This is a genomic window from Streptomyces asoensis (assembly GCF_013085465.1).
In the GTDB taxonomy this organism is placed as follows: Bacteria; Actinomycetota; Actinomycetes; order Streptomycetales; family Streptomycetaceae; genus Streptomyces; species Streptomyces cacaoi_A.
Genome location: NZ_CP049838.1, coordinates 7,117,794 through 7,129,913, shown reverse-complemented (window position 1 = coordinate 7,129,913; position 12,120 = coordinate 7,117,794). Strand labels below are relative to the sequence as shown.

21 protein-coding genes and 1 pseudogene are annotated in these 12,120 nt (G+C 71.1%); 18 read left to right on the top strand and 4 right to left on the bottom strand.

The features are described 5' to 3' along the window. Window positions 1-222 precede the first annotated feature (222 nt). The 4 genes and pseudogenes from dprA to G9272_RS32170 form a co-directional block, all read right to left on the bottom strand. Entirely contained in the window at window positions 223-1,383 is a 1,161-nt protein-coding gene (gene dprA, locus G9272_RS32185) for a DNA-processing protein DprA (protein ID WP_171399756.1), read from the bottom strand. Continuing rightward, window positions 1,380-2,768: pseudogene (locus tag G9272_RS32180) on the bottom strand (YifB family Mg chelatase-like AAA ATPase); the annotation flags it as partial. The gene dprA and the pseudogene G9272_RS32180, both read right to left, overlap by 4 nt. 59 nt (window positions 2,769-2,827) lie before the next feature. After that, a complete protein-coding gene (locus G9272_RS32175) occupies window positions 2,828-3,115 on the bottom strand; it encodes a hypothetical protein (RefSeq protein WP_171399755.1) in 288 nt (95 codons plus the stop codon). A gap of 157 nt (window positions 3,116-3,272) precedes the next feature. After that, window positions 3,273-3,707: an XRE family transcriptional regulator gene (locus G9272_RS32170; RefSeq protein WP_253267999.1), complete on the bottom strand. Its 435-nt coding sequence runs from the start codon at window positions 3,705-3,707 to the stop codon at window positions 3,273-3,275. A gap of 264 nt (window positions 3,708-3,971) precedes the next feature. Here G9272_RS32170 and G9272_RS32165 point away from each other — a divergent pair, with 264 nt between their 5' ends. The 18 genes from G9272_RS32165 (at window position 3,972) to G9272_RS32080 (ending at window position 12,035) form a co-directional block, all read left to right on the top strand. Then, entirely contained in the window at window positions 3,972-4,265 is a 294-nt protein-coding gene (locus G9272_RS32165) for a helix-turn-helix domain-containing protein (protein WP_171399753.1), read from the top strand. Beyond that, window positions 4,262-4,450, top strand: a complete 189-nt coding sequence (locus G9272_RS32160) for a hypothetical protein (protein ID WP_171399752.1) — start codon at window positions 4,262-4,264, stop codon at window positions 4,448-4,450. Before G9272_RS32165 ends, G9272_RS32160 begins: the two co-directional genes overlap by 4 nt. An 87-nt stretch (window positions 4,451-4,537) precedes the next feature. Then, complete coding sequence (locus tag G9272_RS32155; protein WP_171399751.1) at window positions 4,538-4,756, top strand: hypothetical protein; 219 nt, start codon at window positions 4,538-4,540, stop codon at window positions 4,754-4,756. Then, complete coding sequence (locus G9272_RS32150; protein ID WP_171399750.1) at window positions 4,753-5,226, top strand: hypothetical protein; 474 nt, start codon at window positions 4,753-4,755, stop codon at window positions 5,224-5,226. The genes G9272_RS32155 and G9272_RS32150 overlap by 4 nt, the downstream gene beginning before the upstream one ends. Beyond that, window positions 5,223-5,588, top strand: a complete 366-nt coding sequence (locus G9272_RS32145) for a hypothetical protein (RefSeq protein ID WP_171399749.1) — start codon at window positions 5,223-5,225, stop codon at window positions 5,586-5,588. The genes G9272_RS32150 and G9272_RS32145 overlap by 4 nt, the downstream gene beginning before the upstream one ends. Then, window positions 5,585-5,905: a hypothetical protein gene (locus G9272_RS32140; protein WP_171399748.1), complete on the top strand. Its 321-nt coding sequence runs from the start codon at window positions 5,585-5,587 to the stop codon at window positions 5,903-5,905. Before G9272_RS32145 ends, G9272_RS32140 begins: the two co-directional genes overlap by 4 nt. Beyond that, a complete protein-coding gene (locus G9272_RS32135) occupies window positions 5,902-6,348 on the top strand; it encodes a hypothetical protein (protein WP_171399747.1) in 447 nt (148 codons plus the stop codon). The genes G9272_RS32140 and G9272_RS32135 overlap by 4 nt, the downstream gene beginning before the upstream one ends. Continuing rightward, window positions 6,345-6,806 (top strand): hypothetical protein, encoded by a 462-nt coding sequence (locus G9272_RS32130; protein WP_171399746.1) that lies wholly within the window; start codon window positions 6,345-6,347, stop codon window positions 6,804-6,806. The genes G9272_RS32135 and G9272_RS32130 overlap by 4 nt, the downstream gene beginning before the upstream one ends. After that, entirely contained in the window at window positions 6,799-7,032 is a 234-nt protein-coding gene (locus G9272_RS32125; RefSeq protein WP_171399745.1) for a hypothetical protein, read from the top strand. The genes G9272_RS32130 and G9272_RS32125 overlap by 8 nt, the downstream gene beginning before the upstream one ends. Then, a complete protein-coding gene (locus G9272_RS32120) occupies window positions 7,029-7,256 on the top strand; it encodes a hypothetical protein (protein WP_171399744.1) in 228 nt (75 codons plus the stop codon). The genes G9272_RS32125 and G9272_RS32120 overlap by 4 nt, the downstream gene beginning before the upstream one ends. Continuing rightward, window positions 7,253-8,290, top strand: a complete 1,038-nt coding sequence (locus G9272_RS32115) for a YqaJ viral recombinase family protein (RefSeq protein WP_171399743.1) — start codon at window positions 7,253-7,255, stop codon at window positions 8,288-8,290. Before G9272_RS32120 ends, G9272_RS32115 begins: the two co-directional genes overlap by 4 nt. A 1-nt stretch (window position 8,291) precedes the next feature. Beyond that, entirely contained in the window at window positions 8,292-9,074 is a 783-nt protein-coding gene (locus G9272_RS32110; RefSeq protein ID WP_253267998.1) for an ERF family protein, read from the top strand. After that, entirely contained in the window at window positions 9,071-9,904 is an 834-nt protein-coding gene (locus tag G9272_RS32105; protein ID WP_171399742.1) for an exonuclease domain-containing protein, read from the top strand. Before G9272_RS32110 ends, G9272_RS32105 begins: the two co-directional genes overlap by 4 nt. Beyond that, window positions 9,901-10,038, top strand: a complete 138-nt coding sequence (locus G9272_RS32100) for a hypothetical protein (protein ID WP_171399741.1) — start codon at window positions 9,901-9,903, stop codon at window positions 10,036-10,038. Before G9272_RS32105 ends, G9272_RS32100 begins: the two co-directional genes overlap by 4 nt. Next, complete coding sequence (locus G9272_RS32095) at window positions 10,035-10,655, top strand: hypothetical protein (RefSeq protein WP_171399740.1); 621 nt, start codon at window positions 10,035-10,037, stop codon at window positions 10,653-10,655. Before G9272_RS32100 ends, G9272_RS32095 begins: the two co-directional genes overlap by 4 nt. Next, window positions 10,655-11,560 carry a hypothetical protein gene (locus G9272_RS32090; RefSeq protein WP_171399739.1) on the top strand — a complete coding sequence of 302 codons (906 nt, stop codon included), beginning with the start codon at window positions 10,655-10,657 and terminating at the stop codon, window positions 11,558-11,560. The genes G9272_RS32095 and G9272_RS32090 overlap by 1 nt, the downstream gene beginning before the upstream one ends. After that, the gene (locus G9272_RS32085) at window positions 11,557-11,892 is read left to right on the top strand and encodes a WhiB family transcriptional regulator (RefSeq protein WP_171399738.1); all 336 of its coding nucleotides are present in this window, start codon (window positions 11,557-11,559) and stop codon (window positions 11,890-11,892) included. Before G9272_RS32090 ends, G9272_RS32085 begins: the two co-directional genes overlap by 4 nt. After that, the gene (locus G9272_RS32080) at window positions 11,889-12,035 is read left to right on the top strand and encodes a hypothetical protein (RefSeq protein ID WP_171399737.1); all 147 of its coding nucleotides are present in this window, start codon (window positions 11,889-11,891) and stop codon (window positions 12,033-12,035) included. The genes G9272_RS32085 and G9272_RS32080 overlap by 4 nt, the downstream gene beginning before the upstream one ends. Window positions 12,036-12,120: the final 85 nt, after the last annotated feature.

Below are 12,120 nucleotides of genomic sequence, written 5' to 3'. Positions count from 1 at the left end.
GTACCGCGTGGTGCAGAGGTGCCGTTCTGTGCCGGAATCCTCGTGAGCGTAGCGTGACTGAAGTGTCGCGGTGCGCGAAGGGCGAGCCCGGACCGGTACGCAGATACGTTCCGCTGGGCGCACTCCAGGGTCACGGCGGTCACGGCGGTCGACCCCGGGGCGGGTCAACTGCCTGAATCCCCAAGGCTTTCGGCGTTCCCCCGGACGGCCGAACCCCCCGGGTCAACATGGACGTCGACCTCCTCGAACGGAGACCACCGCCTGGCGTGTCAACTTCCAGCCGTCGCCGTGTCGTTCGACGTAGCCGAGCGCTCTGAGTTCGTACAGTCTCGCGATCGCGTCGTCCGGTGTGGTCCGGGCCTCGCGGGCGACCTCGTCGACCGCCGCGGGTCTGCGGGCGGGCAGCGCGGCCAGGACCCTTCGGGCAGCCGGCTCCAGCAGATCGCGCGGCAGCGCGGGGCCACGCCGGTCGGGGGCCAGCTCACCCATGTCGCCGACCAGTTCGACGACCTCCGCGGCATCGGTGACCAGTACGGCCTCTCCCCGTAGCAGTTCGTGCACACCGGCGGAGAGACCACTCGTGGCCGGCCCCGGCACCCCTATCGTGTGCCGGCCCAATCGCTGGGCTGCCCGAGCCGTGACCAGCGAGCCGCTGCGGTAGGCGGCCTCGACGACGACCGTGCCCCGGGTGAGCGCGGCGATCACCCGGTTGCGCAGGATGAACCTGCTCGGGGTCGGATGATCGCCGGGCGGCAACTCGCCGATCACCAGCCCCTGTTCGGCGATCCTGTTGATCAACGCCGTGTGGCCGCGCGGGTAGGGCTGGTCGACTCCGCAGGCGAGGACGGCGACGGTGGCGCCGCCCGCGCCGAGGGCGCCCCGGTGGGCCGCGCCGTCCACCCCGTAGGCGCCGCCCGACACCACGACCCAGCCCTGTTCGGCGAGGCCGGCGGAGAGGGTGGCCGCCATATGGGCGCCGTACTCGGTGCAGGCACGGGCACCGACGACGGCGACCGACCGCAGCGCCCACATCCGCAGACTGGGCCGCCCGCGCACCCAGAGCCCGAGCGGCCGGGCGTCCCCGAGTTCGTCCAGCGTCCCCGGCCACTCGGCGTCTCCCGGGCACACGAACCGCACCCCGGCCTCCCGCGCGAGGGCCAGATCCCGCTCCGGCTCGGCCTGCCCGGCCCGCGCCCGCAGGCCGGCCCAGCGCCGCGCGGTCACCCCGGGCAACGGCTCCCCGTCGTCCCGCAGCCGACGCACCACCTCCGGCACGCCCCGCTCCCGCACCCACTGCCCGCCCACCTCGTCGCCGGGCTCGAGGACCCGCCCGAGGAAGACCCGGGCGAGCCGCTCGCCGGCCGGTTCGCCGCCGCCGTTCACGTCAGCGCCCCGAGGGCCATCGGCACCCCGCGCGGCACCCCCGTGCGCAGTTGGAGGGCCAGGTTCACGTCCATCGTGCCGGGCCGGTCGTGGCCGACCAGGTCGGCGACGGTCCAGGCGACGCGCAGGACCCGGTCGAGCCCCCGGGCGGTCAGCACCCCTCGCTCCAGGCTGCGCTCCGCCTCGTCCATGGCACCGATCGCGGCATGCCACCGGTTGCGCAGCTCCCGCCCCGGCACCTCGCTGTTGGTCCGCCACGGAGTGCCCGCCAGCCGGGCCGCCGCACGTTCCCGGGCGGCCCTGACCCGGTCGGCGACGATCGCCGTGGACTCGCCTCCGGGACCACGGTGCGCGAGCTCGGCCCGGCTGACCGGGTCGACCTCGACGCGCAGGTCGACCCGGTCGAGCAGCGGGCCGGAGAGCCGTGCCTGGTAGCGGCGGATCGCCGAGGGCGGGCATTCGCACTGGGTGTCCCGCTGCGAGAACCGGCCGCACGGGCAGGGATTCGCGGCGAGCACCATCAGGAACCGTGCCGGGAACCGCACCACTCCGGCGCTGCGCGCGATCACCACGTGCCCGGCCTCCAGGGGCTGCCGCAGGGCGTCGAGGGCGTGGCTGCCGAACTCGGGGGTCTCGTCGAGGAAGAGCACCCCCCGATGGGCCAGCGAGACGGCGCCCGGTCGGGCGAACCCGGCCCCGCCCCCGACCAGCGACTGCATCGTGGCCGAGTGGTGCGGGGCGCAGTACGGGGCCACGTCGATGAGGGGCTTGCCCGGCGGCAGCAGCCCGGCCACCGAGTGGACCGCGGTGACCTCCAGCGACTCCTGCCGGCTCAGCCGGGGCAGGACGGCCGGCAGGCGCTCAGCGAGCATGGTCTTGCCGGTCCCGGGCGGTCCCTCCAGGAAGAGGTGGTGTCCGCCGGCCGCGGCCACCTCCACCGCGGTCCGAGCCGAACTCTGTCCGACCACGTCCGCGAGGTCGTGCTCCTGGTCCTGATGGGCGGCGCCCATGCTGTGCATCCCGGTGGCCGCTCCCGTGCCGGGCATCCGCAGGCCGGCCAGGAGCGGATCCGGGCGGCCCGCCTCGTCCGGTTCCTCGTCGGGGACCGGCTCGTCGGCGAGGACGGCGATCAGCTGCCGCAGGCTGCGCACCCCGAGCACGGACACGCCGGGGACCAGTGCCGCCTCGGCGGCGGCGCACTCCGGCACGACCACCTGCTCGTATCCGGCGTCTACCGCGGCCAGTACGGCGGGCAGGATGCCCCGGACCGGGCGCACCCGTCCGTCCAGGCCGAGCTCTCCGATCATGACGATGTCGGCGAGCACCCGTGGGTCGATCCGTTCGGCCGCGCCGAGCACGGCGCTGGCGATGGCCAGATCGAAGCCCCTGCTATGACCGTAATAAACCCGCAGGTGCCGCACCTGCGGGTTCCATTACTACTGCGTCAGCCGCGGGCTCCGGGCCAGTTCTGCACCCACCAGCCCTCGCTCACGATCCGCGTCAGCTGATCGGTGAACTCCTCGACCGCCTGCTGGGTCACATGCTTCTTGGAGGCGAGCCACATGAACTCGCCCTCCTGCTCTACCCCTACTACGGCGCGGTCTCCGGGGAGGCTGTCGACCAGCTCCATCCGGAAGACCGCCCGAGGCGCGTCAGGTTCCGGCTGGGGCGCGTCCTCGCCGGACGGGTCTTCGCGCGGCTCTTCGTTCCCCTCGTACTCCTCGTCCGCCATCGCACTGCCTCCCCAGGTACAGCCTCACGCGCGCTCTCGCTCTGACGTTCGAGCGCACATGTGGAGTGATCTGTTTGCGCCCCCCAGGCGGATCACAGACACTGCCATACCGATCAGGGTGTGACCAGTGCGAATCACTGAGTAATGGAAAGTCGTACTATTCGTCCGACTTGCCCTCTGCGGAGCCGCTACGCTGCGTCTTCCTCCGGGCAAAGGTCTCCGCGATATCGGCCAACTGCCGGCGCTCCTCCTCGGACAGCCCCTCCGCGTGCGCCACGATGACTCGCGTCGTGAGGTCGCCGCTCCACATCACGGTGGGATCGGAGGCCGGATCGAATCCCATGAACTGCTTCGCCGCCGCAGCCTTGACCACTGTCTCGGGGAGCCCGTACCCGATGGAGATCGCGAGGAGTACGTCTTCCTTCGGGGGGTCGGTCGGCTTGCCGTTCTCGACTTTGGAGAGCCATCCGAACTTGGCCTGGGCGCCGCTCGCCGGGTCGATGGAGCGGTCCTCCATGTCACGCAGGCTGAGGCCGAGTTCCGCCCGGCGCCGCCGGAGGAGATCCCTGAAGTCGAACCGCTGCTCGGTCATGGCATGCATTGTGCCCTCTCGATCCCCTACGTGACGTTTGATGTCTACGGTAATCGTGTTGATCACTGAGTAAATACCAGGTCAGTGGGCACAACCATTCACCCCCCGGCACAAAGTGTCTACGCAAAGACACTGTGAGCGCCATCCCCTCCAGGGCTGATGACCGGATTTTGACGCGCTGTGCGTTTGCGTAGACAGCTTGTCTACGGACGTGTACTGTCGTCCTTGTTCACGCAAACGCACACTCTGTCTACGGAGGTGAACATGCGACCCCAGCACAACCCCATGGTGCTCGTCGACCCTGACCTCCTGGTCCGGCTCATGAAGCGCACGGGCAACGGCCGCGAAGTCAGCGTCCGCGAACTCGCCGACGCGGCCGGATGCCACCCCAGCAAGATCGGCCACCTGCGCTCCGGTGAACGCAGCACCGCCACCCACGACGAAGCCCTGGCAATTGCCAAACGGCTTGGAGTAGACCTCCTCGTCCTGTGGGAGCACACCGGCCGCACCGTCGAAGCCCCCACCGAGCCCCCGTGCTTGGCCGCGGTACCAGCATGATCGCGCCCCGGTTCTCCCTCGCGGAGGCTGAGCGCCTTCTCGGCCCGGCCGTCATCGAAGCGGCCCGCCGCAGTGTCGACGCGGCGCCGCCAATGCGGCCCGAACTCCGCGAGCAGGTCCGCGCGGTGTTCGCCTCGGCCCCCAAGTCACGCCCGGTCGCGGCGCTTACGGCCGACGCCGCCTGATCCCACACACGCCGAAGGGCCGCTCGCAGCTTGCCGGCCTGAGCAGCCCCCGACTTCGGCAACCCCTCATCACAGAAAGAGGTCACCGTGACCACTCAGATTAGCGGCCCCGAGAACACGACCGGCGACCTGGTCGCCCCGAACGGCAAGATCTGGCGCGCCACCGAGCACACGCGGAACGGTGCGGCGCTGTACGTGATCGACGGCGTCGACCCGGAGAAGTGCCCGCGTCTGGTGATGTCGACGCGGATGGAACTTGAGGCCATCTTCGGTACGGAGCTGCCGCTGCTGGGCGGTGCGGCGTGAAGAAGACCTACCGCGACGACTGGCGCGTGATCGTGACCATCGCGCCCCAGGCCACCCACATCCCGATCAGCGCCCTCGGCTTCGAGGGACTGGACGGCGAACTCGCCGGGCTCCCCTTCGACATCGAGATCGCACCGCGTCCGCTCGGTGACCTGGGCGGGGTGTACGTGAGCGACCGCCTGGCCAGCCGGGACATCGACGGTGACTACCGCAGGCGCTGCGAGGAGCTGCTCGCGGAGCTGCTGAAGCGGCCGCATGTGAAGGCCGGCCGGGTCACCTGCAAGGAGACGCATGTCTGCTCGCACTGTGACCTCGGCTGGGAGGTACTGACCGCTGACGACGCGTTCGACGAGCGCATGGTCCAGGACGAGCACTCCGTCGAGGGCGAGCCGGTCTGCTGCGAGGCGGCGATCGCTGAGTTCCGTGCGGAGCGTGGGATCCCGGCGCTGGCCGAGGGCGGTGCCGCGTGAACACGAAGCGAGTGAACTCGGCGGCGGGTGTGATCCTGGCGGCGCTGACGCAGAACCGGACGGCGGCGGGTATCGCGTTGGCGCTGGAGTCGGCTCAGATGCTGATGTCGCCGGAGACGGCGGCCGAGCTGGAGAAGCTGCGGGCAGAGGTGGCCGCGCTGCGGGCGGAGCGGCACACCACGAACGAGGCGCTCGACGACGTGGTTCGGGAACTCCGGGCCCGGAAGACGCCGGACCCCGACCGGTCGGCGGAGAAGTTGTCGCGGATCCTCGCGCCGTCGCCTGCGGGTGAGCACGAGGTGTTTGTGCACCACTCGTACCTGGTGGGTCACGACCTGCCCGAGACGGGTGGCCCGCGGTGAACGTCCTGGTCTTCCTGTTCGCCGATCTGACCCCGGCCAGCGCCGTGAGCGGAACCTGCGGCCTGTTCGCGGCGTGCAGCGTCCCGTACTTCCTGCTCGTCGGGGCGGAGGTGTGGGCGTGGCCCCGCCCGCTCGAAGCGGTGAAGCCCGTGGTGTGGGACGTCGTCCGGTCGGACGCCGTGTACCCGCTGCTGCGCGAGTGGGACAACGCCAAGCACTCCGCCCGCCAGGCCTGCCGCCCGTCTCGTGAGGCTCTCCGGGACGCGGCCGCCCTCGCCATCCTCCTGCTCACCTCCCCGAAGGGCGCACTCCGATGACCGACAACTCCGTGCGTGGCCCCATGTACATCGAGGCCACCCCCCTCATGGTCACCGCCGACGTCGAGCCCCTCGTCCACGCCAACGTCGGCGAACTCCTCGACCTCCTGTCCGGCGAGTTCTTCGAGGAGTTCACCGCGATGGTCTGCGAGGAGACCCCTCGCGACGCCGACGAGCGGAACGCCCAGAAGCTGGCGTTCGAGACGCTTCAGGCCCGGCTCGTCGAGCGGATGTCGACGAAGGTCGCGCTGACGGGGCCGCAGGCGATGCGGGTGGCGGCCCGGATGGCGAAGTTGGCGAAGCCGTTGGCGGATCTGTCGGCGAAGACGGCGGCGGTGGTGATGCGGGGTGCGTCGCTGATCAAGCACCCGACGCACGCCGCGACCCGCCGCCACCTGAAGGCCAACCCGCTGCCGACTCAGCAGGATCGGCGGTCCGCGTGAGCGCCCGCCGTCAGATCATCGCCGCCCTGTCCGAGGACAGCCACGGCGGGATCGCCACCCTGCACGACGTCGACCGCGCCGAGACCCTCGTCACCGCTCACCGCGCCGAGGTCCTCGCTGAGGGTGCCGCGCTCCTCCGCCGCCAGTCCGACGCGAGAACCGGACGCACCGCCCACAACAGCGGCCTGATCGCGGGCGCCGTCCTCCTCGACCGCGCCGCCGACCGGCCCGCGCAGCACGGCGGCCCCGACTTCTTCCAGCCCGGCCGCACCTACAGCTCCAACGGCTGGCTGTTCCGCGTCGTCGGCTTCGACACCCACCCCGTCAGCGGATCAATCCACGCCGTCGGCTGGGCATGCGACGGCCGAACCGACCGGTGGAAAGCCGAGTCGCTCACGGTCTTCGACTGGGAGTACAGCGCGTGGGTCGACGTCACCAGCGAGGTGGCCCGTGGCTGACGTCTCCCGCCGCACCTACCTCCTCGCCGCCATACAGGCCGACGGGCAGCCGGTCACCACCGCCCGGGCCGAGTGGCTTCTCGCTGCCTCCCCGTGGCCGACGGCCGGGCGGAACACCGCGCGCAAGGACCTGCGGGCGCTGGCCGCCCGCGGGTTCCTCGCCCCGCAGGACGCCTCCGGTCGCCGCACCTACTTCCCTACCACGACCAGAGAGGCCCGCCCGTGAGCTTCCCGACCATCACCCCGAGCGCCGACACAGACCGCGTCCTCGGCCAGATCGACCGCGGTGAAATCCGCTGCGGCGCCGACGCGGCCCGCGAGATCGCCGCCCGCCACCAGGCCGCATACGGAGACGCCGTGTGGGGTGCCGCCACCGGCGACGACGGTGACTCGACCTGGGCTGCCGCCGTGGCCGCACTCTCAGCGCCGAGCGGAGGCGACGCCCGATGACAACGTCCGCGCCGGTCGGGGCCTCGGCCCCGGCCGCCGGCCGCCGGGTAACACCGACCGGCCGCCTCATCCTCCCCGCCACCGCCGACCGCGCCGACTGGCTCACCGCCCGCCGCTCCGGCATCGGCTCCAGCGACGTCCCCGGCATCCTCGGCCTCATCGAGCAGAAGCCCCCAATCAAGGTCTACTACGACAAGCTCGGCTTCGACGTCGACGACGCAGGCGAAGCCGCCTACTGGGGCACCGCCAACGAAGAGAACGTCGCCCGCCGCTGGGCCATGCAGTCCCGCTCCGTCATCCGCCGCGTCGGCCTCGTCGCCCACGACACCCACCCGCACTGGATGACCACCCTCGACCGGCGCGTCACCGAGTGCCCCCTGTCCGAGGACGAGCAGGCACCCTGTGCCCTCGAAGTGAAGACCCGGTCCGCGTTCAAGGCCGCGCAGTGGCACGCCGGAGCACCCGACGACGTCACCGCCCAGGTGCTGTGGCAGATCATCGTCAACGGCTACGAGCACATGCACTACGCCGTCCTCATCGGCGGCAACGAGTACCACCAGGGCGTCATCCGCGCCGACCAGTACACCGACGTGATGGCCGACATCACCACCGCGGTCGACAAGTTCTGGACCGAGCACGTGCAAGCCGAGGTCCCGCCCGCCCCGTCGGGGGACGGCGAAGCGGTCGCCAAGATGTTCCGCCGCCTTCACCCCACCCGCTCCGGCGCAGTCGACATCGACCGCCACGACGACGCCCTCGACGCGCTCCTCGACTACGGCACCCACCAGCGCGCCGAAGCCAAGGCGAAGAAGGCGAAGGCCGCAGCAAAGGCCCGCATGATCGCCGCCCTCGGCGACGCGCAGTCCGCGCTGATCGGCGGCGAGCGCGCCTACTCCCTGGAGCCCAGCCAGGCCGCACCGAAGGTCGACCTCGAGCTGATGGCCGAGCGGTTCCCGGACGCCTACGCCGCGTGCGTGGCCCCGAACCCGACCGAACGCATCGACATCGCCAAGCAGTACAAGGGGGAGATCTGACATGGGACTGCGAGAGAACGCAGCCTCGGCCGCAGGCCGCACCCAGCCCGCTGAGCAGCAGGACGACTTGCAGCTCCCGGACGGGTACGTGGACCAGTTCCCGGCGCCGGACCCGATGGCCGACTACGAGCCCGGCACCGAAGACCCGGACATGGTGCCCGTCGGCGTCGCCTGGCTCCGCGTCCGCCGCGACATCCGCGCCATCGGCAAGGGCGAGTTGTACAACCAGTCCGGCACCCGCTTCAACTTCCGTGGCGTCGACACCGTCGTCAACGTTTTTGGCCCGGTCACGCTGAAGCACGGCGTGCACGTCATGTCCTCCAAGGTCGAAGCCACATACAGCACCAAGAACACCAAGTCCGGCGGCACGATGCGTGAGTGCTCCGTCGTCGTGACCTGGACCGTCATGGGCCCGATGGGGGACAGCTTCACCCTCCAGACCATGGGCGAGGCCCTGGACACCGCGGACAAAGCCACGACGAAAGCGCAGTCCGTCGCGCTGCGAACGCTGCTGCTGGGCTTCGGCCTGACGCCGACGCACGACACGGAACCGGACCTGGACCGGATCGAGCGCGGGATCGAGGCGCCGGCCCGGTCGGCGGAGTCGTACCGCGACGAGATCCTCGACCCGAAGACGTCGGCTGCGCGGATCCAGCAGATCGGCTACGAGGTCTCGAACCTGCGGATGCTGAACGCGCAGGTCGCCAACGAGAACGGCGACATGGAGACGCTCGACAGTCTCGGCCCGCGCATCTACAAGGAGCGCGTCGGGGGTGGCGCGTGAGCTGGCACCTCGAGCACATGGCCGCCCTCGACTTCGAGGCCAGCGACAAAGACGCCGACACCGCCCGCATCGTCACCTGCGCCCTCATCCTCGGCGGCCTCGGCCGCACCCCCGACATCCGCACCTGGCTCCTCAACCCCGGTATCCCGATGGAGCCCGGCGCCATCGCAGTCCACAAGATCACCGACGAGTACGCCGCCGAACACGGCCAGCCCGCAGAGCAGGGCGTCGGCGAGATCGCGAAGGCCATCGCCGAAGTCGTCGCCGCCGGCATCCCGCTGGTTGGCCACAACCTGGGCGGCTACGACCTCAACCTCCTCGACCGCGAGTGCCGCCGCCACCTCGGTGACAGCCTCGAAGGCATCGTCCGCGAGCCGCTGCGGGTGATCGACACGATGGTCCTCGACCGGCAGGTCGCCCCGTTCCGCAAGCGCGTCTCGGAGACGCAGGGCCCGTACCAGATGCGGACCACCGCGGAGACGTACGGACTGCCCTGGGACGAGGAGCAGGCGCACGGCGCCGAGTACGACGCGTTCATGTCAGCGCGGGCCGCGTACCAGATGGGCGTCATCGCGCACACCCCGTACCGGGAGCGCCCCGCGTGGGTGCAGGCGCTGCGCACGAACCGCTTCAACTCGCTGCGGGACCTCACGGTCGAGGAGCTCCACGCGCGGCAGGTCCAGTGGTACTGGGAGGACGCCGTCCGGTACCAGGCCTGGCTGCGCAACGAGGCGAAGGCCAAGGAGAAGTACGACCCGGAGGCCGTGATCCCCGGCGAGTGGCCGCTGCGCCCGGTGCCCGCCCAGCGCGAGGCGGGTGAGGAGTTGTGATCCACGAGATCACCCTCGGCGCCGCCGCCGTCATGGCCGCGCTCGTCGGAGCCACCGGCCTCGCCCGCTGGTGGGTCACCCCGGTCCCGTCCGGCCGGCACCGCGCCAACACCCCGCAGGGAGGCACCCCGTGACCACACTCTTCGACACCACCGAGATCCCGGCCGCACCCGCGGCGGCCGGGCCCCGCCCCCTCCTCATCGCCCTCGACGCCGCGACCATCGTCACAGGCACCGCCGGCGTCGGCTGGACCGACCACGTCCACGCCCCCGCCAAGAACCTCCACGAGCGGTTCGCCCAGCAGCTCGAAGGCTGCGCCACCTTCTACCGCCACGCCGACTACGTCGTCATCGAAGGCGCCGCCTTCAGCAAGAACAACACCGGCGCCGACGCCCTCGCCGCCATGCGCTGGATGATCCGCCAAGACCTGTGGAAGCGCGGCATTCCGTACGCCGTCATCAACCCCCAGTCCCGCAACGTGTACGCCACCGGCAAGACCCGCCCCGTCCCGACCACCGTGCCGCAGAAGGACCGGTACAAGGTCGGCAAGGGCATGATCCGCGACGTCGTGCACGAGCGGTACGGGCTGCTGACAGAGGGCAAGCACCGCTACGACGAGAGCGACGCGTACATGCTTCTCGCTCTCGGCCTTCACTCCTTGGGTCATGTCCTGGCAGAGGTGCCGCAGGAGTGGGCGGAGCAGGCGCTGCGCGGCGTGGAGTGGCACAACCTCTCGGCGGTGACCCGCTGATGCCCACGCCACGCAACGCCACAGACACGGACATCATCGCCATGCTCCGCGACGGCTACAGCAACCTGCGGATCTCCCGCGAACTGCGCTGCGACAAAGTCCGCGTCGCCCGCCTCCGCACCCACCTCGGCCTCCCCCAGGTGGCCATCCAGCCCCTCACCCTCGAACAGAAGTGGGCCAGCAAGACCCGGCCCGTCGACGGCGGCCACCTCGAATGGACCGGCGAACGCGCCAAGGCCACCGGCACCCCGCTCATGCGGTACAAGGAGGCCGGATACAGCCCGGCCGGCATCGCCTTCGAGCAGAAGCACGGCCGCCCGCCCCAGGGCTACGTCAAGGCCGAGTGCGACTACCCGCACTGCGTCGCACCCGACCACGTCAACGATGAGGCCGGACGCCAGCAGGCCCGCCAGAGAGTGCGCGCCGAGCGCGGCCTGGGCGACGTCCCGGCCAGGTGCGTCAGCGGCCACGACCTCGCCGTGCACGCGAAGTTCGAGAGTGACGGCACGGCGTACTGCGGCCTGTGCAAGGCCCTCGACAAGCGGGCCCAGCGCGACCCGTCCATCCCCCGCCCCGCCCGGCGGCGGCTGACCTCGCTGGAGGAGGCGTTCAACCAGCACGCCGAACCGATCGACGGTGGCCACGTCCGTTGGATCGGGTCGACGTCGCACACCACGCCGTCGGTGTGGTTCGGCGGCACGACGTACTCCGCGTACAAGGTCGCTTTCCGTCTGCACCACGGCCGGAATCCGGAGGGCACTGTGACGTCCGGCTGCGACGTCCCGCACTGCGTGGCCGGCGCGCACGTCGAGGACCGGCCGATGCGGGAGCGCCGACAGCAGGAGGAGCGGCAGGAGACGCAACTTGATCGCCTGTACGCCGGGATCTTCGGGAGCGCGGCATGACACGCCTCAACTACAACACCCACGACACCGAACCCGGCCGCGCCTGGCTCACCCAAGCACTCTGCGTCCGGCCCGACATGGCGAAGTACCGCCACCTGTTCTTCCCCCACCCCGGAGAGAAGGCCAAGGCCGAGGCCGCCAAGCAGATCTGCGCCTCATGCCCCGTCCGGATCGCCTGCCTCGAAGACGCGCTCGCCGAGGAAGGCGGACGCGGACACGAGAACCGGCACGGCATCCGAGGCGGGATGGCCCCGCGCGCCCGCCGCAACCGGTACGAGCACCTGCGCCGGATGCGGCAGCAGGAAGAGCAGCGAACCGAGGCGACGACGTGAGCGCCCGGGAGCCGGAGCCGTGCGACGGCCTCACCGGCGAACACGACGGGCCCGTCCGCTTCTACCTCACCGGCTGGAAGTGCACCGCGCACGCGCCCAGGCCGCGGGCCCGCGAACCGCAGCCCGCCGCCAAGACCACCTGACCGGCGGCCTCCCCCTCGGCGCACCCCCCAGCGCCGCGGCCGCCACCCGGGCCCGCCTGCTCCCCCTGAACCAGCGGGCGGGCCC

Excerpts from the sequence above, each read along its gene's own strand:
- G9272_RS32110 (WP_253267998.1), top strand. The coding sequence starts at position 8,292 with ATGGGACTGCGAGAGAACGCAGCCTCGGCCGCAGGCCGCACCCAGCCC.
- G9272_RS32160 (WP_171399752.1), top strand. The coding sequence starts at position 4,262 with ATGATCGCGCCCCGGTTCTCCCTCGCGGAGGCTGAGCGCCTTCTCGGC.
- G9272_RS32085 (WP_171399738.1), top strand. The coding sequence starts at position 11,557 with ATGACACGCCTCAACTACAACACCCACGACACCGAACCCGGCCGCGCC.
- G9272_RS32115 (WP_171399743.1), top strand. The coding sequence starts at position 7,253 with ATGACAACGTCCGCGCCGGTCGGGGCCTCGGCCCCGGCCGCCGGCCGC.
- G9272_RS32090 (WP_171399739.1), top strand. The coding sequence starts at position 10,655 with ATGCCCACGCCACGCAACGCCACAGACACGGACATCATCGCCATGCTC.
- G9272_RS32170 (WP_253267999.1), bottom strand. The coding sequence starts at position 3,707 with ATGACCGAGCAGCGGTTCGACTTCAGGGATCTCCTCCGGCGGCGCCGG.
- G9272_RS32165 (WP_171399753.1), top strand. The coding sequence starts at position 3,972 with ATGCGACCCCAGCACAACCCCATGGTGCTCGTCGACCCTGACCTCCTG.
- G9272_RS32135 (WP_171399747.1), top strand. The coding sequence starts at position 5,902 with ATGACCGACAACTCCGTGCGTGGCCCCATGTACATCGAGGCCACCCCC.
- G9272_RS32175 (WP_171399755.1), bottom strand. The coding sequence starts at position 3,115 with ATGGCGGACGAGGAGTACGAGGGGAACGAAGAGCCGCGCGAAGACCCG.